Annotated in this window: 22 protein-coding genes; 10 read left to right on the top strand and 12 right to left on the bottom strand. The window is 54.5% G+C overall.

The features are described 5' to 3' along the window. The first annotated feature begins 17 nt into the window (after positions 1-17). The 4 genes from GOW56_RS20590 to GOW56_RS20575 are packed head-to-tail and all read left to right on the top strand — an operon-like array spanning position 18 to position 3682. Positions 18-941 carry an ABC transporter substrate-binding protein gene (locus tag GOW56_RS20590; protein WP_371807931.1) on the top strand — a complete coding sequence of 308 codons (924 nt, stop codon included), beginning with the start codon at positions 18-20 and terminating at the stop codon, positions 939-941. Then, complete coding sequence (locus tag GOW56_RS20585) at positions 938-1747, top strand: ABC transporter ATP-binding protein (RefSeq protein ID WP_171207047.1); 810 nt, start codon at positions 938-940, stop codon at positions 1745-1747. The genes GOW56_RS20590 and GOW56_RS20585 overlap by 4 nt, the downstream gene beginning before the upstream one ends. Next, positions 1744-2616, top strand: coding sequence for an ABC transporter permease (locus tag GOW56_RS20580; protein ID WP_371807930.1), 873 nt, complete (start codon positions 1744-1746; stop codon positions 2614-2616). Before GOW56_RS20585 ends, GOW56_RS20580 begins: the two co-directional genes overlap by 4 nt. Continuing rightward, complete coding sequence (locus GOW56_RS20575; protein WP_171207046.1) at positions 2606-3682, top strand: Ldh family oxidoreductase; 1077 nt, start codon at positions 2606-2608, stop codon at positions 3680-3682. Before GOW56_RS20580 ends, GOW56_RS20575 begins: the two co-directional genes overlap by 11 nt. Before the next feature lie 42 nt (positions 3683-3724). Here GOW56_RS20575 and GOW56_RS20570 read toward each other — a convergent pair whose 3' ends face one another. Together GOW56_RS20570 and GOW56_RS20565 are read right to left on the bottom strand one after the other, a co-directional pair. Continuing rightward, entirely contained in the window at positions 3725-4399 is a 675-nt protein-coding gene (locus tag GOW56_RS20570; RefSeq protein ID WP_171117907.1) for a GntR family transcriptional regulator, read from the bottom strand. A 9-nt stretch (positions 4400-4408) separates the two neighbouring features. Then, positions 4409-7228 (bottom strand): FAD-binding and (Fe-S)-binding domain-containing protein, encoded by a 2820-nt coding sequence (locus GOW56_RS20565; RefSeq protein WP_254447273.1) that lies wholly within the window; start codon positions 7226-7228, stop codon positions 4409-4411. A gap of 190 nt (positions 7229-7418) precedes the next feature. On the opposite strand from GOW56_RS20565, the gene GOW56_RS20560 reads away from it, so the two are divergent. Next, a complete protein-coding gene (locus GOW56_RS20560; RefSeq protein WP_217358848.1) occupies positions 7419-8582 on the top strand; it encodes an alanine--glyoxylate aminotransferase family protein in 1164 nt (387 codons plus the stop codon). On the opposite strand, the gene GOW56_RS20555 is transcribed toward GOW56_RS20560, so the two are convergent. Genes GOW56_RS20555 through GOW56_RS20510 form a run of 10 tightly spaced genes read right to left on the bottom strand, consistent with a single transcriptional unit; the run spans position 8569 to position 16781 of the window. Next, a complete protein-coding gene (locus GOW56_RS20555; RefSeq protein ID WP_171172472.1) occupies positions 8569-9699 on the bottom strand; it encodes a cytochrome-c peroxidase in 1131 nt (376 codons plus the stop codon). The two genes, GOW56_RS20560 and GOW56_RS20555, sit on opposite strands and share 14 nt — an antisense overlap. After that, positions 9696-10073, bottom strand: coding sequence for a hypothetical protein (locus GOW56_RS20550; protein WP_171207044.1), 378 nt, complete (start codon positions 10071-10073; stop codon positions 9696-9698). Before GOW56_RS20550 ends, GOW56_RS20555 begins: the two co-directional genes overlap by 4 nt. After that, positions 10070-10876, bottom strand: coding sequence for an amidohydrolase family protein (locus GOW56_RS20545; RefSeq protein WP_171207043.1), 807 nt, complete (start codon positions 10874-10876; stop codon positions 10070-10072). Before GOW56_RS20545 ends, GOW56_RS20550 begins: the two co-directional genes overlap by 4 nt. Before the next feature lie 21 nt (positions 10877-10897). Further along, positions 10898-11764, bottom strand: a complete 867-nt coding sequence (locus tag GOW56_RS20540) for a dioxygenase (RefSeq protein WP_171207042.1) — start codon at positions 11762-11764, stop codon at positions 10898-10900. A gap of 10 nt (positions 11765-11774) precedes the next feature. Continuing rightward, a complete protein-coding gene (locus GOW56_RS20535) occupies positions 11775-13079 on the bottom strand; it encodes a TRAP transporter large permease (protein WP_171117805.1) in 1305 nt (434 codons plus the stop codon). Next, positions 13076-13627 (bottom strand): TRAP transporter small permease subunit, encoded by a 552-nt coding sequence (locus tag GOW56_RS20530; protein ID WP_171117803.1) that lies wholly within the window; start codon positions 13625-13627, stop codon positions 13076-13078. The genes GOW56_RS20535 and GOW56_RS20530 overlap by 4 nt, the downstream gene beginning before the upstream one ends. A gap of 30 nt (positions 13628-13657) precedes the next feature. Beyond that, on the bottom strand, positions 13658-14731 hold the full coding sequence (locus tag GOW56_RS20525; RefSeq protein ID WP_171207041.1) for a C4-dicarboxylate TRAP transporter substrate-binding protein: 1074 nt from the start codon (positions 14729-14731) through the stop codon (positions 13658-13660). 29 nt (positions 14732-14760) lie between these two features. Continuing rightward, the gene (locus GOW56_RS20520; RefSeq protein ID WP_171207040.1) at positions 14761-15216 is read right to left on the bottom strand and encodes an OsmC family protein; all 456 of its coding nucleotides are present in this window, start codon (positions 15214-15216) and stop codon (positions 14761-14763) included. A gap of 18 nt (positions 15217-15234) precedes the next feature. Further along, the gene (locus GOW56_RS20515; RefSeq protein WP_171207039.1) at positions 15235-15900 is read right to left on the bottom strand and encodes a malonic semialdehyde reductase; all 666 of its coding nucleotides are present in this window, start codon (positions 15898-15900) and stop codon (positions 15235-15237) included. Further along, on the bottom strand, positions 15897-16781 hold the full coding sequence (locus GOW56_RS20510; RefSeq protein ID WP_171207038.1) for a fumarylacetoacetate hydrolase family protein: 885 nt from the start codon (positions 16779-16781) through the stop codon (positions 15897-15899). The genes GOW56_RS20515 and GOW56_RS20510 overlap by 4 nt, the downstream gene beginning before the upstream one ends. A gap of 83 nt (positions 16782-16864) precedes the next feature. Between GOW56_RS20510 and GOW56_RS20505 the strand changes: the two genes are divergently transcribed. From GOW56_RS20505 to yghX, 5 genes are all read left to right on the top strand, one after another. Next, positions 16865-17251 carry a YciI family protein gene (locus GOW56_RS20505; RefSeq protein ID WP_171188371.1) on the top strand — a complete coding sequence of 129 codons (387 nt, stop codon included), beginning with the start codon at positions 16865-16867 and terminating at the stop codon, positions 17249-17251. Positions 17252-17293: 42 nt separating this feature from the next. Further along, the gene (locus GOW56_RS20500) at positions 17294-17959 is read left to right on the top strand and encodes a GntR family transcriptional regulator (protein WP_171117790.1); all 666 of its coding nucleotides are present in this window, start codon (positions 17294-17296) and stop codon (positions 17957-17959) included. Between the two features lies 1 nt (position 17960). Beyond that, positions 17961-19259, top strand: a complete 1299-nt coding sequence (locus GOW56_RS20495; protein WP_171207037.1) for a malonyl-CoA decarboxylase domain-containing protein — start codon at positions 17961-17963, stop codon at positions 19257-19259. After that, positions 19256-20779, top strand: a complete 1524-nt coding sequence (locus tag GOW56_RS20490; protein ID WP_171207036.1) for a malonyl-CoA synthase — start codon at positions 19256-19258, stop codon at positions 20777-20779. The genes GOW56_RS20495 and GOW56_RS20490 overlap by 4 nt, the downstream gene beginning before the upstream one ends. 89 nt (positions 20780-20868) lie before the next feature. Further along, positions 20869-21756 carry a YghX family hydrolase gene (gene yghX / locus GOW56_RS20485; RefSeq protein ID WP_171207035.1) on the top strand — a complete coding sequence of 296 codons (888 nt, stop codon included), beginning with the start codon at positions 20869-20871 and terminating at the stop codon, positions 21754-21756. Positions 21757-22194 lie beyond the last annotated feature (438 nt).

The following is a 22194-nucleotide window of genomic DNA, read 5'->3' as shown; positions in this document are numbered from 1 at the left end:
TGCGTAAGATCACTTTTGTGCAGCCGAGCCCATCGGCGATCAACTCATTTCCTGTTTTTGTCGCCATTGGAGAAGGTTACTTCGCGGACGAAGGTTTGGACGTGACCGTCGAGGCGATCAACGGTTCGGGAGCCGTGCTTCAGGCATTATCCGCTGGACAGGCGCACTTCGGTCGCCCAGGACCCGGCCCCTTGATTGCAGCACGCTCGCGTGATGTGGATGCCGTGCATATTTACAATGTTGCGGCGCGCAGCAACTTTGGCATCGCAGTGCCCGAAGACTCTGACATCCAAAACGTTGAAGAGTTGCGGGGCAAAGTTATCGGGACAGGTACAGCTGATGGCGCAGAAGTGGGCTTTGCGCGCAATGTGATGACCGGCGCAGGAATGAAAGAAGGTGAAGATTATACCTTCCTGACTGTCGGCGACGGTGGCCCTGCGACCGCGGCTTTTCTGAATGGCGAAATCGACGCGTATTCCGCGTCCACCGCTGACACGGCAATTCTGAACCAACGCGGAATGGCAGTGCGTGACATTACGCCTGCAGAATTCGGGCGTTTCTTCGGTAACGGCATCGCCACAATGGCCGACACAATCGCCAACGACCGCGAACTGGTCGAGGCCTGGAGCCGCGCTTTCGCTCGTGGTCATGCCTTTGCGCTGGATGATGCCAACCGCGAAGCTGTGTTGAAGCACCTGGCGGACGGCAATCCGCAGGAAGGCGAGGACAAGGAGTTCCAGTCAGCGCTGTTCGATGCCGTACGTTCGAAAACCATAGCAGCGGATCCAAGCAACGGTTTGGGATGGTACCCCGCCGAAGTTTGGCAGGAATGGCAAGACGCACTTGTTGCAGGTGGCGAAATTCCGGGACCGCTTGATGACTTGAGCGCTGCCTGGACCAATGAATTTGCCGCCATCGGCAACGAGGCCGCCAGCAAATGAACGCTGCAGCCGCAAAAGAGTTTTCCGGCGCGCCCTTGGGCACGCCGGTCTACGAATTGACCCATTTAAGCAAGACCTATGCACGCAACCTTGTTGTTGCGCTTGAGGACATTAATCTGACGTTACGGAAAGGAAGCTTCACTTCTGTAATTGGGTCCAGCGGGTGCGGGAAATCCACTCTGCTCAAGATCATGGCGGGTCTGATCCCTCCCACCAAAGGGCGTGTGATCCTACAGGGCCTGCCAGTCACCGGTCCCCGTCGAGATATTGGTATGATGTTTCAACAGGCGACACTATTTCCCTGGAAAACAGCGGTGGAAAACATCGTGTTGCCAATCGAGATCCGCGACGGAAAGGCAGCCGCCAAGCAAGCAATGGGCAAGGCTCACGAACTATTGGACATCGTGGGCTTGAAGGGTTTCGAAGACGTATACCCGAACGAATTGTCGGGCGGCATGGCTCAGCGCGCCTCAATCTGCCGTATGCTGATCACAGAACCAGCTGTACTTTTGTTAGACGAACCATTCAGCGCGCTGGACGAGCTGTCACGCGACATGATGAATATGGAACTGCAGCGGATTTGCAATGAACAGGATGCGACTGCTTTTCTTGTTACGCACTCTATTCAGGAAGCCGTTATTTTGTCCGACGAAATCGTCGTGTTGAAACCACGCCCGGGCAGGATTGCCGAAATTGTGAAGGTCGATCTGCCACGACCACGCACGTTGGATATGATGACCACACCCAAGTTTGGCGCTATTGTAGACTACATTCGCGGCCTCCTGGATAAGGGAGAAGAAATGTGAGCGACGTTCATAACTACTCACCTGCCCTAAAAGACGCCGACATCGCAGAAGACACTGTATGGGAACAAAAAGTTCACTTTATCGACTCGGTCCCACGCTGGCTGGCGATGACCTTTGTCTTCGTGGTTTTCGTCGGCACTTGGCAAATTGTTACGAGCCTTAAGCTGGTTTCCCCAATCATTCTGCCTACACCGTTGGAAACCCTGAAAGATATGATCTTCGTGGGACAAAATCTATTGACTGGCGGCTACATGCTTGGGGCGCTGTGGATCACAATCAAAGAAGTTATCTATGGTTTTGCACTGGCAATCGCGATCGGATTTTCGCTGGGCGTATTGGTGGGGGAAACGGCATTTGGTGAAAAGGCAGTGATGCCTTACCTGGTGGCGATAGATACCATGCCAAAAGTGGCATTTGCCCCACTCTTTGTAGCGTGGTTGGGCTTTGGTATTGAATCAAAGGTGGCACTTGCTGCCTTTATCGCGACATTTCCAATCGTGGTCGGTACTGCGGCTGGGCTTCACGCCGCCGATGAAAACGCGCGTATGCTTTTCAAGACGATGGGCGCAAGTCGGATGCAGACATTGTTCAAGATGAAACTGCCGACTGGCCTGCCGCAGATTTTTACCGGCCTCAAGATCGGAGCAGTCGGCGTTATGGCCGGTGCGATCACAGGAGAATTCCTAGGCGGTGGCAAGGGATTTGGCGAACTTATTCGGGTTGCCGCCTCGCAGCTCAACACGCCGCGCGTCTTCTCGTTAATCCTGTATCTCAGCCTTGTCGGTCTGGTCGTATTTGCGTCGGTGGTTTGGACACAGCGTAAATTGGTGTTCTGGCACAAGGAACAGGTGGGAAGAGATGACTTCTGAGCCTTTGAAAATTGACTGCCACACCCTGCGTGAATTTGTGGCGGCCGCACTCGAAACTCGAGGTGTGCCAAAATCAGATGCGGACAAGGTGGCCTCGACGATGGTTGAGGCCGACATTTATGGCTATGGCACGCACGGTGTTTTTCGCCTTCGACAGTACCTAGCCCGGCTGGCGGGAGGTGGCTCCAATCCTACGCCCAAAGTCACAGTAGTACATGAGACCGCTGCAACCGCTTTGATCGACGGAGATGACGGCCTCGGCCATCTGGCTATGTCGGCGGCTCGGGATCTTGCAATTGAAAAGGCAAAAGAGGCCGGCATCGGATGGGTTGGTGTTCGGCGCGGCAATCATGCTGGACCACTGGCACTTTATGTACGTCCACAAGCCGAGGCAGGGCTGCTTGGTATGGCCGCGGCAGTGGGCAGCGCGAACCACGTCCCGCCCTATGGCGGTAGCGACTTGCTTCTTGGTACCAATCCCATTGCTTTTTCCGCCCCCGTCGATGGCCCCGACCCGTTTGTGTTTGATATGGCGACGACAGTTGCTGCGATGGGTAAGATCAAGACCCTGTTGCAGCAAGGCGAACCTATGCCCGAAGGTTGGATGGTTGGGCGTGATGGCAATCCGTTAACGGACCCTGCCCGCAAATCAGAAGGGTTTCTTTTGCCGATCGGAGGTCCGAAGGGTTTCGGCCTTTCCGTGGCCATAGGGTTGATGGCCGGAGTCTTGAACGGCGCTGCCTTCGGCTCTGACGTAGTCAACTTCACATCAGACACAACCTCACCCACAAACACAGGGCAATTCGTAATGGCGCTTGATCCGGCGGCCTTTGGAATGGAAAAAGACTTTGCTTCGAATGCAGCCCGCGTCTTCTCTGAAATGCGCGCATCCGCCCCCCTGCCCGGTCATGACCCGGTACGCCTGCCCGGAGACGGAAAAACGGCTGCAGCTGAGGCCCGTCGCAAAGACGGTGTAAGCCTCAACCCCGCTCTTTGCCGAGACCTCAACAATCTCGCCCTGGACTGTGGACTGACTCCCCCGTTTCCTGATGTTAACACTGACTAGCGGCATATCTTTGGGAAGCCGGTATGCACTTTTGACCAGGGTTTAGCGAGGCGTCACTTCTGGCTTCAGCGCTTTTACAAGCGCCGAAAGTTTGTTCATCATGTGAAGTTTCATTGCCTTACCAAGCCCATCTGCATCTCGGGCCTTGAGCAACTCCATCATGGTTTCATGTTCGTCAATTGCCTGTGCCCAACGCTCGTCCGACAAGTTGGCCAAAAAACGTGCACGGCGGACCCGCGCGGCCAGAAGCTTGTGGTGGTTTTCCAGTATGTCGTTTCGCGCGCCCTTTATAAGTGCCTGATGGATGTCTTGATTGGCTTTAAAGTACGCCTGCCGATCACGCGCCTCGTACGCGCTCAGCATATCCTCGTGGCTACATTCAATCCGTTGAATTTCCGCAACGTCCATTTGCTGACACGCTAGTTCCCCCGCCAGTTGCTCAAGCGCTGCGAGTACTGGAAACGTGTTTTCCAATTCTTCCCTCGTAACACTCGCGACACGGGCACCCCGGTTGGCTTGAAGCACCACAAAGCCTTCGGATGCAAGAACCTTTAGGGCCTCTCGCAATGGTGTCCGGGAAACACCCAATGAGTCGCAAAGCTGTTTCTCGGGCACTTTCTCACCCGGTTTCAAAACGTCTTCGACGACAAGATTGCGCAAGCGTTCGACCAACTCTTCATGAAGGGTCGGGCGATTAATGCTATCCGTCAGGTTCATATCCACATCCTAATATTCAAGGACCATATCCAGCAGGCGCGCGACGTGCATTGCTTGGCGCTGCGTACCTTCGGCGATTTGGTGGCGGCATGATGTTCCATCGGCCACAACAATTGCATCCGCAGGCGCCGCCTCCAAAGCTGGAAACAGGTCGAGTTCCGCCATCTTGATCGAGACATCAATAGTGCCGGGCGCGTATCCAAATGCCCCTGCCATACCACAGCAACTGCTTTCAAGCATATGAACCTGTGATGCGGGAATACGCTTAAGTAAGTTAACCATCGGTGTGACGGCATCGTGTGCTTTCTGGTGGCAATGACCATGCACATAGATGGGGCGATCTATCGCTTTGAGAGGCAGTTCCGGCTGTTTGGCCAGAAATTCCTCAAAGGTATGAGTGGCATTGGACAGCAACTCCGCATCCTGCCCCGGACAAAGAGCCAAATATTCGTCCCGGAAAGTGAGGATAGAAGAAGGTTCGAGACCGACTACCGGTATGCCCTGTGCAACCGCTTCTCGCGTCGCGTCAATCACGCGCTGTGCCTCGTGACGCGCTTCTTCCAAGCAACCCACAGCCAACAGAGTACGCCCGCAATCCAGCGGCCTTCCTGTTTGGTCATCTCTTGCTATGGCAACCCGAAGCCCTAGCGCACGCAGAACCCGGACAGCGGCGCGCAGATTGTCTGGCTCGAAATATCGGTTGAACACATCGGCAAATAGAAGCACCTGCGGATCTGTGTCTTGGGCCTCGACATCCCGGAACGGGTCAGAGGACCACACCGGCAGGTCACGTCGCGCCGAAATTCCAGCCGGTTTTTCCAGTAGTTTGCGCAAAGGGCCAATTTTATTCCGGGCATTCAAAAGCCACGCAACTTTAGCTGCTTTAGGTGCATATCTGGGCAGATAAGCTATTAATTTATCTGCCAATGTCAGCCCGTCTTTTTTGCGCTTCGCTGAAAGCACTTCGATCTTCATGCGGGCCATATCGACGCCAGTCGGGCATTCACGCGCACAAGCCTTGCAAGACACGCAGTATTCCATCGTGTCCTGCATTGCGTCCGAAGTTAAACCGCCCGGCAACTGTCCGCTAATCGCAAAACGCAACGTGTTTGCCCGCCCACGTGTGGCATCACGTTCGTTTCGGGTCGCACGGAAGGAGGGACACATAACCCCGCCCTTGAGCTTGCGACATGCCCCGTTGTTATTGCACATCTCGACGGCGCCCTGAAATCCTCCTCCGGCACCCGGCCAAGCAGACCAGTCCAGCGCCGTTTCGAATTGCTGAACTGAGTAGTCCGGGCTGTAGCGGAATAGGCGGCGATCATCCATGGCCGGCGCATGTACGATCTTGCCGGGGTTCATTAGCCCGTAGGGGTCAAACCGGGCCTTAACCTGTTCAAACGCAGAAACGATACGCGGGCCGAACATCTTTTTATGAAACTCTGATCGCACGATCCCATCACCGTGTTCGCCTGAATGAGACCCTTTGTATCTCTTGACTAGATCAAAGGTCTCTTCGGCAATCGCCCTCATTGTCCGGACGTCCTTATCCTGCCGCATGTTCAGGACAGGACGAACATGGAGACAGCCGACTGAGGCATGCGCGTACCATGTCCCTTTTGTGCCGTGCCGGGTAAAAATTTCCGTCAGGCCAGCGGTATAATCGGCGAGATCAGGCAACGGGACGGCGCAATCTTCCACAAAAGAGATCGGCTTGCCGGCCTCCTTCATCGACATCATAACGTTCAACCCGGATTTTCGGTATTCGGCGATCGAGTTTTGCAGTTTGGTATCAGTAACTGATACAATCCCGCCCCAACGGTTTTCAGTCCCGCTGAAATCAAACCCGAGATCTCCCATCAGTTGCGATAGCTCGACCAGCTTTGCAGCATTGGCGTCAGCGCTACCCTCAGCAAATTCCACTAACAACAACGCTTCAGGGCTGCCTTCTACAAACGCCTCAATCGTACTGCCGAACAGCGGGATTTCACGCCCCAATTCGATCATGGTGTCGTCGATCAACTCTACCGCCTGCGGTCTGAGCGTTACGAGGTGCTGCGTAGCCTCCATTGCCGCACGGAATGTCGGGAAATGACATACGCCGGTAACTTTTTCGCCCGGCAATTGCGCCAGTTTCAGCTCCAATTCCGTGAAATAGGCCAGCGTGCCTTCTGATCCCACCAGCAAATGGGACATGTTGACATCGTTACCTACGAGCGCGTCGATGTTGTATCCGCCTACACGGCGCTGAACTTTGGGAAACCGGGCATCAATTTCCGAAGCCTCGCGACGCCCCAGAGCACGCATGTCTTCAACAAGATCCGCATACTCGCCAGATGCCGCCGTATCGGCGCTGAACCGTGCTTCCATGCCGTTACTGAGGATTGCACTTATTGCTCGGACGTTGTCGCGCATGATCCCGTAGCGCAGAGACTTTCCACCCGACGAATTGTTGGCCGCCATCCCTCCCAAAGTGCATCGAGACGCGGTTGAAGGATCAACAGGAAACCACAGACCATGCGGCTTCAATGCTTGATTCAGTTGATCCAGAACGACACCCGGTTGAACGCGGGCGATGCAGTTCTCAACGTCCACGTCCAGAATGCGATTAAAGTGCCTGGTGTTGTCCAGAACAACGCTTTGATTGACCGTTTGCCCACATTGCGATGTACCGCCGCCGCGCGGAAGAACGGAGCTTCCTTCGTCGCGCGCAACAGTCATCACAGCCTGTATATCTTCTGTGGATCGGGGAACCACCACGGCCTTCGGTACCATCTGATAGATCGAAGCGTCGGTCGAATACCGTGCACGCGATGCCGCATCAGCCATCACCTCACCCTGTACATCAGACAGCAGTCGGCGGTGCAACGTTTCATGTTCAAGCATCGAGTCGCCCTCCCTTCCCAGCTAGCCAACTAGAGGCTTCACTTCTCCGTTGACTGAATAATGAATTCATAATTAAATTTTTCCAATAGGTAATCACGCCACTTTCATGACACCAACGGAAGGATCAGTTCAGATGCGCCAGGCGGGCAGACATTTTTTGCAAATCCCAGGGCCAAGTGCTGTGCCGGAACGCATCCTGAAGGCCATAAGCATGCAGACCATCGACCACCGGGGGCAAGATTTTGCAGAAATAGGCCACAAGGCTCTCGCTGGGATGAAAACGATTTTCAAGACAGAACAAAACGTCTTTATCTATCCTTCATCCGGTACAGGCGCGTGGGAAGCTGCGCTTGTGAACACAGTGTCGTCAGGCGGAAAAGTTCTTATGTACGAAACAGGACATTTCGCATTCATGTGGAGTAACTTGGCTGGAAAAATTGGGTTGCTACCAGAGTTGATTGAAGGGGACTGGCGTGGCGGTGCGGACCCCAATCAGATCGAAGACCGCTTGCGCGCAGACAGTCAGCACGAGATCAAGGCGGTATGCGTCGTCCACAATGAAACTTCTACAGGGTCTGTCTCGCCTATCGAGGACGTGCGCAGGGCTATGGACGCAGCGAAACACCCTGCACTTCTAATGGTCGACTCAATCTCCGGCCTTGCATCGATCGATTTCAGGTTTGATGACTGGGGCGTAGATGTTTGCGTCTCAGGTTCGCAAAAGGGACTGATGCTACCACCCGGTTTGAGCTTCAATGCTGTAAGTGATCGTGCGTTGGAGAATTCAAAAACCGTGACAACACCACGCAGCTATTGGGATTGGCAGGATATGGTCGGGCCAAACCAGAAAGGGTTTTTCCCTTACACCCCCGGAACCAATCTTCTTTACGGATTAATTGAGGCCATCGACATGCTGCATGAAGAAGGGCTGGACAACGTATTTGCTCGGCATTCGCGCCACGGAACCGCGACACGGGCTGCCGTGCAGGCATGGGGTCTCGAGGTTCTGTGTGCTCGCCAAGGTCAGGAATCGGGAGTCCTGACCGCTGTCAAAGTGCCGGAAGGGCATTCCGCCGACGCCTTCCGTGCGACTGCGCTGAAGCACTACGACATTTCACTTGGAAACGGCCTGTCCAAAGTGGCCGACAAGGTTTTCCGCATAGGTCACTTGGGCGATTTCAACGACCTTATGTTGATGGCCACGCTCTCAGGCGTAGAAATGGGGCTCGACAAGAGCGGCGTGCCTCATAACGCAGGCGGCACGCAGGCTGCGTTGGAGCATCTCAAGGCTGCGTGACGCTGGACAGAGACTCCAAAAACGCCACAAGATCCGCGATCTCCCGTTCCGTCAAATTCAGTTCGGAAAGTATCGACTCACCATCGGCGTGAAGCCTTTCCTTATCTAATTCGCTGTAGTGTCTTATCACAGCATCCAAGTCGATCAAACTACCGTCATGCATGTAAGGGGCAGTATCAGCCACACCCCGCAGACTGGGCGTCCGAAAGGTTCCAAAGTCAGAATGGCTCCTGCGTACTTTTCGCACCACCCAAGCACCTTGCTTTTCCGAATCGTCGTTCCAGTTTCCGCCCAGTGTGTAAGGGCTTGACAGCAAAAAGTTCAGTCCTCCGAACCGCCCTTCGTCGACTTCGGTTTCGCTCAGAAAATACGGAACGCCGGCGTCATGAAACTCATTGTTGGAAAACCTCGGGCCGTTGTGGCAAAACACGCAATTCCCGCGCCCTAAAAACAGCTGAAGACCTCGCTGCGCTGCCTCGGGGTAGTAGGCAGCCGCTGGAAAATCTCGACGCTCTAAGGCATCGCGAAAATCGTCAAACTGCGTCCGGTCGGTCACCAAAGTCTCCAAGTAAGCCGAAAGAGCTTTCGCAGTATTCACCAGAACAAGCTCTGGGCCTTGATCTTGGATGACACCAAAAATTGCTTCAAAGTCATCAGTGTAGGCACTCTCCGAGATGGCTGTCTTTAGGCTTGCGTTGGTATGCGCCATCTCTTCAGCTTCGATGATTGGATGCAAACTGGCCGCCCAAAGGTTATCGCTTTTGCCACCCCACCCATACCAGCGGAGTCCGGCCAGGTTCCGCAGTGATGGAGTGTTTCGATCTAACAATACACGGCCGAGCGTCCGCGCCTCTGGAGTTGTAAATGCCTGTTCCGGATCATGACAACTTGCGCAAGAAAATGCACCGTCGACGGACAACACCGGATCGTTGAATAAGGCCTCTCCAAGCGCGATCGCTCTGGCATTGTTCGAAACTCTATTGCTTGGGTCCGAATGGAAGGATGGTGGCCAAGGCCCAAAGGAAAGCGCTTGTTCAATTTCGTCTGCAGACAACAAGACCTCTGCACGCACTGCACCTGTCAGGGCTATTAGCGCAGCTGTAAACCACAGCTTCATTTCAGCGTAATTTCTGACGTATAGAAAATTGATTGGCCATTGATGTCGACACCAACCTGCAGCTCCCACAAACCCGGCATGTGAAACAGCATATCATCAACACGGAACGCTCCGCCGCCCAATGCGCTAACTTTGGGGGTATAGTTCATACCGTGTCGATGAGCGGGCATGATTGCATCCACACGCATGTGGCCCACGGCAGTTTCACTACAAATAGAAACCAGTACGGAAAACGGTTGAGCCAACGGAATTTCATCGACGGAAAGATAAACCTCGGGTGCGTTTTGAACTTCCGAAATCATACGTTGCCCAATTACATCACAAGCAAAAGCCGTGCTGGACCAAATCATAAAACAGACGGCGCAACGGATCATTTTGATGTCAGCAAACGTTCTGCGTTGGCAAAGGCGATGTTGTCCGCAATCTGGTCCGGCAGCAAATCCAGCCATTCACGCGAAAAATCTGCGTGGGGGCCGACATAGTACCAGCGTTCCGGCGCAAATGTATCCGTACCGACCATGAACCGATCGGGATGGGCTTCGAACGCAGCCTTCCAATTCGGGTCGATACTGCCTTGTGAGACCATGTCTGAACGAAACGCCAGGTCGGCCCAAAGCCTGGGATACGTGTCCAGCGCGTCAACAACGCTCGCTGGATCATCAAAGCCAGAGTGCGCCCACAATACCCGAGCTTCAGGCCAGGTTTCGAAGATCAGGTCCACTGCCTCTCGGTCGCCGTGGTGGTGTAGAATGAGGTTCCGCTCTTTCGCCAGTGCAATCATGCGCTGGATGACCGGCGTTTTGATGTCGTCGCCGTAAGCGTGAAACTCGCCGATGGCTTCGTAGTCGTTCTTGGCCAGGTTTTCTTCCAAATAGTCAATTACAGTTTCATCGTGCATCCATGTGTTGATTTCACCGCGACGACGGTACGGGCGCAGTGCTGGAACGACGATGTCCGGTGCCGCGGCTAACAAAAGCTGAGTGCCATTGTCATCCGAGCTGGAAACCAGGGCTTTACGCACGCCCGCATCCCGAAGGATATTAGCCACCTGTTCTGGTGGCACCAGTTTGACGGCGTCGTGGCTGTAATGAATATGCGCGTCAAATATCGGGCGCTCTTCTGCGATGGCACTGCTGCAAAACAGCGCGGCACTCAAAATGCAGATTTGTTTCAGCACCACATGCCTCCTCGATATTATTCAGAATCTGGCAAGCGTCACGTCGAATTTCACGTGCAAGAATGGTTCGGTGATCGTACCAGAAAGTTCCATGCCGTCCGGAAATTCTGAAGCCGGCCGTTCGACATAGGTCATCACCAGATCGTCCCGAACTCCAAACACCGTGTCCTGATCTAAATAAGGATCGTCGTCGGGGAAAATCTCGGTCACCAAAGAACGGTAGCCAGGAGCCTTGACGATGTAGTGTAGGTGCGAAGGCCGCCAAGGATGGCGCCCACACGCCCGTAGGATGTCTCCGACGGGTCCATCCGACGGAACCGTGTATTCCACCGGTTTGACCGTGGTGAACGCATATTTTCCATCCTCCCCAACCGTCATCAGAGCGTGGAATGAATAGGTGTCCTGTTCTTCGTCCTGGCTTGCATACATTCCATTCGGCGCGGTTTGCCAGATATCCAGTTCTGCACCGGAAATCGGATTACCATCGGTGTCCCGGATCACACCTTCAGCAAGCAGCACAGGTCCACCGTAGTGGCGCTTCATATCCCCGCCGAATGGCAGAGGCGGCGCGCCAGAGACATGGAAAGGGCCAAGTACGGACGAACTTGTTGCATCAGAACTTGAATGCAACATGTCCACCAATGACGACAGGCCCAGCACATCCGAGGCGAGCACGAACTCATGCCTGTCCTCTGATTCCACGGCAGCGCATCCCTCCAGAAACGCAATCCCGGCGCGCCATTCGTCATGTGTCAAGTTGGTTTCCCGCGCGAAGTCATGGAGGTGTTTGACCAGAGACCCTATGATTTCTCTCATCCGCGGATCGGTGTCTTTGGACAGGTATCCCATGAACACGTCGGTGATATTGTCTTTGGTAACAGAGCGCATCTGCGCCTCCTTAAATCAGGGCAAGGCTGAGGATCGGGAACTCGATCAGAATAAACAGAACGATCAGCATCACGAACGCAAAGGGAAGTGCGCCCATAAACACATCCTTGAGCGATATTCGGTCATCGTTGATCGTCGATTTGATGACGAAGCAAGATATCCCCAAAGGCGGGGTCAAAAGCCCAATTTCGGCGCCGACCACAGTGATAATGCCAAACCAGATCAACGACATGTCCAAGGCTTCGGCCATGGGCAGGAACAGCGGGACGACGATCAGAATGATGGACGCCGTATCGAGCAAAGTTCCCAGAAAAAGCATCAAGAGAACGTAGAGCAGCATGATCGACCAAAAGGACGCGGAATTTCCCGCGAGCAAATCCTGCAACTGATTGGGCAGCCCGGCCAGCCCCAGCATGCGACTATAGATCGAAGCCGCCGTAATCAGGAACAAGATCGCCGCTGTAATGTGACCGGTTTCCAGCAACGCGTCCCAGAACGCTCTTGGTGTCATGGACTTGCGTACGACTGCGATCACGAGCGCAACCAGTGCCCCAGCTGCACCCGCCTCGACAGCGGTTAGCCATCCTGTGTAAATGCCACCGAGCACTACCGTGATAATGAACAATGTGGGCAGGGTCTTGGATGCGATCTCGCGCCCGGACATCCATTCGGTGTCTTCGACGACCCGGCCGCCCACAAATGCAGGTGTGAAACGCCCCATGACCCAGATCGCGCCCACATAAGCTATTGCCAGCATGATACCGGGTATTACTCCCGCCAGAAACATGTCCCCTACGGACTGTTCGGCGACAAAGGAATAGATGATCAGCATCGCCGAGGGTGGAATAATCATCCCCAAAACCGACGACCCGGCCACAACCCCAACCGCAAAACGTGGATTATATGCCTGTGCCATCATCTGCGGGACCGAGACCTTGGTGAACACTGATGCGGACGCAATGGACGACCCGGTAACGGCCGCAAACACGGCATTTGCTCCGACGGTCGCCATTCCGATACCGCCTTTGACCTTGCGAAATCGCATGGTCATGACCTCGTAAATGTCCCTGCCTAGTCCCGCTTTTGAAACGATGAGGCCCATAAAGGTAAACAGCGGGATTGTCGCGAAACTGTATTCCATCGCGCTGTCGCCGACCGCAACCTTCAGCAGGTTGAGCGCAAGCGTGAAGTTGTCCCGCATCAGCCAGATCGACACGAAAGAGACCACGCCCAAAGCAATCGGAATGTAGACGCCTGCGTAAATCAGAAAGACGATGGCTACGACCGAGATCAGGCCAATCTCAATCGGCGTCATTCTGCGTCCTCGTCATGTTCAGGTGTGCGAATAAGTTGCGGGCGGTCCTGCGCCGTGACGACCTTGAGCAGGAAAATCACGCAGGCAAGCGCAGTACCGCACGCGATGACCAGTTTAACCGGCCACCATGGCAGTGTGAAAAGACCCGGAACTCCGAAATAGTCCTGCGTCTCCCACATATGAAGAAATTCAGGGAAGGTCACATAAGCGATCAAGGCCATGAAGATCGCCGAGACGGCGTTTATAATGCGTCTGAGGTTGGCCGTCAGGCCGGGGCGGCGGTGGTGTATCAGGTTCAGGAACCCGTCCGAACGTGTCAGCCGGTCCACCCTGACCACGTCGGGCAATTGCAGAAAAACAATCATCACGACCGAGAACTGCACCATTTCGTAAGTGCCTCGAAGCGGAGCCGAAAACAGCCCGCGCGCAACGACGTCGACATTCAGAATGACCACCAACGCTAGGACGACGAGCGTGCCCAAGGCGTTGGCGGTTATTGCAAGCGAATTGGCGACCCGCGACAGGACGGCAACTGCGGTCTTCAGCATGTCTGGCCCCTTTCTCGGGTCGCTGAACGATTATTCGGCCGTCCAGTCCCGCACACCAGTGAAACCGGCATCCTGAAGCTTGCCGAGATAAGCGGCCAGCATATCTGTGCCCTGCTCGCCGTTCTCATTCAGCGTTGCAGCCCATTCCTGCGCAACATTGGGCATCGCATTTGCCCACGCAGCGCGGTCTTCGTCCGAGATTTCAATGATCGATCCGCCAGCTTCTACAAATGCATCTCGTGACGCAGCGGCTCGATCCATTGCAATACCTGCTACGTGGTCACGGTAGTCGATAGCCACGGCCTGGAGTACGTCTTTGACCTCGTCAGGCAGATTTGCCCAGTAATCGGCGTTGACTGTGACCGTTTTTGTATTCACCGCGCCAAGGTCTGCCTTCAACATGTAAGGGGCCACTTCTACGATCTTGAACGTCTTGGAAGCTTCCGGCCAAATCATCACGCAATCGACAAGGCCGGTTTGAACCATGTTGTAGAAATCAGTGAGGCCTCCGCGTACGCCCGCCGCGTCCTTGATACCCTCGAGGTAGCGCAAGTTCAGGCCGGCACCCGCGATCTTGCGTCCTTCAAGATCTGCAACTTTCTCGACCGGCTCTGAGCAGAACATCTGATACGTGTCGAGCACAACGCCCGTCGCCAGATAAACCTGATTTTGCGCAGCAAACTCATTCTGCATAGCCGGGTATTCTCGCGCGATCTCGTCAACCGCCTTGGCCACTGCACGGGCATCCGACGCGACGAATGGTGTCGAGCCGGAGATCCCCTGACTAGGCAACTTGGATGAATGGAAGATGGTTGTGACGATGCCAATATCCCCCAAACCCAGCTGTACGCCTTCCAGAACGCCCTTGGGCTTTACGATCGAACCGCCATAGTTTTCTTGCCAGTTCATCTTGTAGTTGCCGGACTCGGCCAACCGCTTGTCCACTTCGGGAATAAAGAAGTTTGTGAATTCCTTCACCCACAATGCCCGGTCCGGGTAACCATCAATCACGATCGCGGAAATGGTTTCTTCTGCGACAACGGGCAGCGCCATAACGCTAGCTAAAGCGGCGCCCATTAGACTACGTTTGGTCCAGTTTTTCATTTCTCTCCTCCCAGAAAGTCGGGTCTTTTTTATTTGTTTGCTTTGACCCAGTTGACGGTCAGGTCGGTGCCTGCCGCTTCAAACAGTTTTGCGATGGCGCAATATTTGGCTGTCTCCTCGCCCACGCGTGTCAGCTCCTCCTGACTGGCGGGGGTTTCACAATTCACGGTGAGTTCAATTTCCGGAAACGGAACTTCAATCTCCTCCTCCATCAGGACACCGCGCCAGTCCAACCTGCATTTCGCGTCGATTGTCACTTTGCCAAGATCAATTCCCAAACCGTGCGCATTTTTGTGCCCGATGACGTTGGTACAGGCGATCAGCGCTGCCATCGCGGTTTCAGTCGGAGACGGACCAAGATTTGTCCCGCCCCGCTCGACAGGTTCGTCGATAACCACATCCAGATCGCGTATTGGTAGCTCAGTGCGCGCGTGTGTCGGGCACCGAGCTGTCGTGCGGTAAGTCACGACGGGTTTCACTTTCATACCCACGGCAGCGCCTCCTCATGCATAAGAACAAACCTTTTCAAACTGAAATCGCGGAAGTTTGTGAAACAAACCTGTTTCATCCGCGTAGCCCAGATTGCAAAGAAAGTTCGACCTGAGCGTGGTGCCCGCAAAGAATTCCTCGTCGACGATCTTGTTTGAAAAGCCCGACATGGCACCAACGTCCAACCCGACGGCCCGCGCTGCGATCATGAAGTAGGCACCCTGCAGAGTCCCATTACGAAACGCAGTGTCGGCCACGTATTCGGGGTTGTCCACGAACAGGGGCCGACGATCTTCGTGCGGGAAAAGAAAAGGCAATTCCTTCCAGAAGTCCGTGTCATAGGCAATGATCGCCGTGACCGGCGCATCCATCATTTTTGGCACGTTCTTTGGCTTTAACGACTTGGCAAGCCGCTCCTTTCCTTCGGCACTTTTCACGAAAACGAAGCGGGCGGGCAGCGTGTTCATGCTGGTCGCGCCGTTAATCGTGATGTCATAAATCTCTTCAAGCAGATCGTCAGAAACTGGCTGGTCGGTCCACGCATAGTGGGACCTCGACTCGCGCAGGATCAAGGCAATTGCATCGTCCGACAAACGCGGAATGCGCTCACGCAGATCACGATGATCTTGCTGCGCCTTGGCGCGAAGTGCCTCCAGCTCTGCCCCGGTTGGCGCGCTCATGCTGCGGCCACCTTCGATTTTGCGTCTTTTTCGTCGACAATCGGGCTGGCGCAGACGCCGATGCCCTCAATCTCGATTTCGACGATTTCGCCCGGCTTCAACCATCTAGGGTTTGGCTTCTTGGCGTGCCCAACACCCGGCGGTGTACCCAGCGCAATAAGATCGCCGGGCTCCAATGTGGTGTACTCGGAAATCGTCGCAATGACTTGACGAACGCCCCAGATCATGTTGGCAGTGTTCGAGCTTTGAAGGATTTCGTCGCCCACACGGCTTTCGATTTTAAGGCCGGATGCCCCTTCAGGCAGCTCGTCTGGTGTCACGGTAAACGGCCCGATCGCACCGGTGTCATCAAAGTTCTTTCCCGGCGTCCACTGGTGCGTCTTGCGCTGGTAGTTTCTTACAGACCCGTCGTTGAACACGGTGTAGCCGAACACATGATCCAATGCGTTCTTTTCCGAAATATGGCGACCGCCCTTTCCGACGATCAGCATCAGCTCTGCCTCGTAATCCAGTTGTTCCGAGCAGGACGGGCGCACCATCGGCTGACCGGCGGCCATGATCGAGTTTTTCCCGCGCATGAACAGAGCAGGATACTTTGGGATGTCGTATCCCCCCTCTTTGATATGGTCCGTATAATTCAATCCCATGCAAATGATCGTGCCGGGAGATGCTACGGGCAGCGCTGGCGTGACAGAGGAGACAGGCACGCTTTCTGAAGCGACGATTTTTTCAGAAAGCGAATCGACCAGTCCAGGCGTGCAGATCACCCCCATCAGATCGGGACCAACGGCAGGGTCCAAAGCCGTTAGATTCACTGCGTTTTCTCCGTTTACAGCAAAAACCGCTGTGCCTTCCGAAGTCTCTCCCACCAGGTATTTCATTTTCACCATCCATGTCAGTTCGCTTGATTTTTGCCGACTATTTTGCAATATGTCAAATAATATCGATATTTTGGAGAGCGCCGATGGTTGCTTGGTCAGACTATAAATCAGAAGCAAAAAGCCGTGGCGCTCTTGCTTTGGAGCTTTACGTTGCACACAGCACGCCGGCCAAGGCACCGGAAGATGTAAAGGCTTCGCTTCCAGATCACTTGGCATATCAGGCGCAACTTGAACGTTCGGGGAAGCTCGCTTTTGCTGGACCAATGTCGGATGAAACAGGAGAGCATATGCAAGGTATGGGTCTGATCATCTACCGCGCCGACAGTCTTGAAGTCGCCCGAAAACTGGCCGAGGAGGATCCCATGCACAAAAGTGGGGCACGCAGCTTTGTTCTGCGCAGATGGATGATAAACGAAGGCTCGCTGAACCTTTCAGTTGGTCTGTCAACTGGAATGAGTGCACTTAGCTAAAAGCACTCCAGAGATTTTGCCGCGAAAGAGGAACCGTCAGATATGGACGCCATGCTTGATACCGAGGGCAAAGAGACTTCCGCCACTCATGGTGCGTATCGAAGGCTCCGCGAAATGATCCTGACTGGCGAGCTGCCGCCCGGTCAAAAACTCAAGATCGAGCAGCTCCGCGGGCTGCTGGACACTGGCGCAAGCCCGGTTCGCGAGGCACTAAGCCTTTTGACATCGGACATGCTGGTGGAACGAATTGACCAGCGCGGCTTCAGGGCGGCACCGGTGAGCAAGTGCAACTTCGAGGAAATCCTTCTGTTGCGATGCAATCTTGAAGAAACCGCGTTGCGCGCTTCCATCACCAATGCAGACTCAGCTTGGGAGGATAGGCTCGTTTTGCGTCACCACCATATGAAAAAGGCGGGCCAAAAAGGGGCACACGACTTTGAAGACGCACACAAGGCATTTCATATGGCCTTGTTGGACAATGCGAGGCTTCCTTTACTGTTGCGGTATTGTTCGCAACTTTACGATCTTAACATTCGCTACCGTTATTTGGCGGCCGGAGGTTCAAGCTACAAAAAGCGGGATATAGCCGCTGAGCATCAGCAGATCCTGGACGCCGCATTAATTCACGACGCAGACAGCGCAACCCGGCACCTGATCGATCACTATCGTCGGACGGGCGAATACCTCAGCAGCCAGATGGAGCCCTGAAATGCAGCGGAACTGGTTTCTGGGCGATCTGCTTGATCAGTTGTTCGAACGCCCCGGCAAAAAGCGGGGCAAAGATGACAAGCGATCCATATCTGAGCTATGTGAAGCACTCTTGTCTGCGGAAGGTGAAGTATCAGGTTTCGCGCTCGCATCAACGATACTGGATCGATACCAGACCTTGGACGACCCGGAAAAACTGGACTTCTTCGCCTATTTGAATGACCAGCTTGAGTTAGACGCGGATCTACTGTCTGAGACGGCGCGTCATTATGCCGAGTATAGAAGTGTAGTTCTGTATAAAAAGCTTAGCGAGGCGGCCGAACCCAAACGGCAAGAATTGCTGCGCCGGCTGAATCAACCCTCCGGCGCGACGCAAGAGCTTGTGGCAATGCGCGTTAACCTGTTGCGTTTTCTCAAATCCAACCCCGAACTCAGGCGCACAGACATAGATTTCGTGCATTTGCTGCGAAGCTGGTTCAACCGGGGTTTTCTTGTCCTCAAACAAATCAGTTGGGATACACCAGCCCGCGTTCTGGACAAGATCGTGGCGTATGAGGCGGTCCATCAGATTAACGATCTAGACGATTTGCGGCGCAGGCTTTACCCGCCCGACCGTCGCTGTTTTGCGTTTTTTCATCCCTCAATGCCGGATGAGCCGCTGATTTTTGTCGAAGTTGCTTTGACGGCTGAAATTCCGAACGCGATTGATGTGCTTTTGTCCCAAGTCCGAGAACCGATCGAACCCGAACAGGCAAAAGTCGCAGCGTTCTACTCCATTTCAAACTGCCAGAAGGGTCTAACGGGCATCAGCTTTGGAAACCTGTTGATCAAACAGGTTGTGACGGAACTCTCGCGAGAGCTTCCGGGCCTCGATACATTTGTGACCTTGTCCCCAATACCGGGTATGAACCGGTGGGTGGCTGGCGAAACAGGGCACCCCGAGCATGGCCATGCCGCCAAAGCCGTACTTGCGGGAACAGCCTCTGCGCAGGACGTGCGGGCGATGGCCGCCCGATACCTGTTATTCGCCAAGCGCGAAGATGGGATGCCGCTGGATCCCGTGGCCCGCTTTCACTTGGGCAATGGCGCCGAGCTTCACGAGCTGCATGCCGAGGCCGACCTGTCGCAGAACGGACGATCCCAATCTGGCGGCGCAATGGTCAACTACCTCTACGATTTGAAAAAGACAGAGCGCCACCACGAAGAATTTGCGGCACATGCCACAATCGAAGCCTCGCGTTCCGTGCGCGCGGCTTCAACCGCAGAACTTGCGGCCAGACCAGAGGAAAATACAGCGTGACCAACACTCTCTACGACAGCTTGTTTTCCCACCACGCGGGAAACAATGCTCCGTTCCTGCAACTCGATGACGGACAGGTAGTGTCATATGACGCGTTTCTGAAACGCGCCGCACAGATCGCGCATGTTTTGCGGACCAGCGGAGTTTCCCCAGGAGACCGCATCGTTGTGCAGGCCCGAAAGCTAGCTGATACACTGGCGCTATACGCTGCTGCGATTCAGGCGGGCGCAGTCTACCTGCCGCTTAATACCGCCTACACGTTGGCAGAGTTGGACTATTTCATCGCCGATGCCCAACCTGCCATGATCGTCAGCGACAGCACCAACGAAACTGAGATCGGAAAACTGGCGACCCGCTTTGGCGCAAAGCTGCTGACCCTCGGCGGCGACACTTCGAGTCTGAGCCGCGAGGCTGACGCACAACCCCACGAGTTTGAAACCGTGGATCGCGCCCCGGACGACCTTGCAGCCCTGCTTTACACGTCGGGAACCACTGGTCGTTCTAAGGGCGCAATGCTGAGCCATCAGAACCTTTTGTCTAATGCCCAAACTCTCGTGGATTTGTGGGGCATCACAAGCGACGACCGCTTGATTCACGCGCTGCCGATCTTTCACACGCACGGACTTTTCGTAGCGATGAATACGTCGCTGATCGCCGGTGCCAAAGTTCGGCTGATGGAAAAGTTCGACGTAAGCGCGATCGTGGAGGAAATGCCCAAGTCGACCCTTTTAATGGGTGTCCCAACTTTCTACACCAGATTGCTGGAAGTTGACGGTTTCACCAAACAGATCACTCGGGGCATGCGCCTGTTCATTTCCGGTTCAGCCCCATTGCTGGCAGAAACCCATCAGGCGTTTGAAGTGCGCACAGGCCACCGCATCCTCGAGCGCTATGGCATGACCGAAACGAACATGAACACCTCGAACCCCTATGATGGCGAACGCCGCGCGGGAACCGTTGGAATGGCTCTGCCCGGCACCGAGGTGATTGTGACTAACCCCGAAACCGGAGAACCATTGCCCCAGGGCGAGGTGGGAATGATCGAAGTGCGCGGACCCAATGTTTTTAAAGGATATTGGCAGATGCCCGAAAAAACCGCCGAGGAGCTTCGAGAGAATGAGTTTTTCATCACCGGAGATCTGGGCCGGTACAGCGAAGATGGCTACCTGTCGATTGTGGGTCGGTCGAAGGATCTGATCATCACCGGCGGGTACAATGTCTACCCCAAGGAAATTGAAGACGTCCTGAACGACATCGATGGCGTTTTGGAATCAGCCGTTTTCGGAATCCCCGATAGAGACTTCGGCGAAGCGATCATAGCCACTCTGGTTGCTGAGCCCGGATCACAGCTTCAGGTGGAACAGATCGAGTCGATCATCAGAAACAAGCTGTCGCGATTCAAACATCCTCGCCGCTACGAACTCGTCCAGGAGTTGCCGCGAAACACTATGGGAAAAGTTCAAAAGAACGCGCTGCGCGAACGGTACGCGAACAAGGAACGGTCACCGGCGTTATCTTAGGAAGCCCAGCCAGACGCTCAATCAAATCAAGACCTTCAGATCGGATACTACCCACCCTTCAGACTGCCAAACTCATCAGGAGATCCACAATGACTCGCATGACGGCAAAAGACTTCGACCAGGAACTTCTGGACCTGTATGACTTCTACGCGCACGGCAAGATCACCAAGCGCCAATTCCTGGACCGCGCAGGCAAGTTCGCGGTCGGCGGCGTGACAGCGGTCGCGCTGCTGAACATGCTCAGCCCGAACTACGCGATGGCTCAGCAAGTGTCGTTCAACGATCCCGATATCCACGCGGACTACATCACCTATGCTTCACCGAATGGAACCGGTGATGTTCGCGGATACCTTGTCCGACCTGCTGGCGTTGAAGAGCCCATGCCCGGGGTGCTGGTGATCCACGAAAACCGCGGTTTGAATCCTTACATCGAGGATGTGGCGCGCAGGTTGGCAAAAGCCGGATTTATGGCGTTGGCCCCCGACGGTCTGACATCGGTTGGCGGCTACCCGGGCAACGACGCCGATGGGCGCGAGTTGCAAAAGACAGTGGACCGTGTCGAGTTGATGAACGATTTCTTCAATGGGTTTGAATACCTGTTGAACCGAGATGACAGCACCGGAAAGGTCGGCGCAGTGGGTTTCTGCTATGGCGGCGGTGTAGTTAGTGCAATTGCCGTGGCCTACCCAGAACTGGCCGCAGGCGTGCCGTTCTATGGTCGCCAGCCAGCAGCTGAGGATGTTGCCAAAATTCAGGCGCCGCTACTGATACAAATGGGAGAGCTTGATGAGCGCATCAACGAAGGCTGGCCGGATTTTGAGGCTGCTCTGCAGGCCAACGACAAAGTATACGAGGCATATATATACGAAAACGCCAACCACGGTTTTCATAACGACAGTACGCCACGCTATGATGAGGAAATGGCAAACCTAGCCTGGGACCGCACAATTGATTGGTTCAACACCTATCTGAAGTAATTGGTACAAGCTACCAAGCCAGTCATGCGTTGATATCTTTTCGTTGAAATCCTCGGCCCATCTTGGCCAAGACCTTAGAAGCTACAGTAACTTGAACTTCGCAGTTAGAGGTTCTGCGACAAGGTCTTGGTCCGCTATCCCTACTATTGGATGTTTTTATAGAGTCGAAACGATGGGAGGATATTGCCGAAGCGATTTTAGTTGAAGCGATCCATCGTTAAGTGTTCAGATCATCTGCGGGTTAAACGCAAAATCACTTTAATGCTGCTGATATCAGCCACTGATAACGTGTTCGGAGAAAGGCTGCTCGGAGACCGAAATGACCAATGCTGCATTTACCGACCAATGCCATACTTTTGATCTAGGGTCAGGATGCATTGATTTTCGCGGCGCTGCGTGATTCACGGCTCCAAAAACGGAGCGGTTACATGAACGACC

This window comes from Ruegeria sp. HKCCA0235A, assembly GCF_013033235.1.
GTDB lineage: Bacteria > Pseudomonadota > Alphaproteobacteria > Rhodobacterales > Rhodobacteraceae > Ruegeria.
The sequence above is the reverse complement of the archived record's forward strand: the minus strand, read 5'-3'. Positions and strand labels throughout refer to the sequence as shown.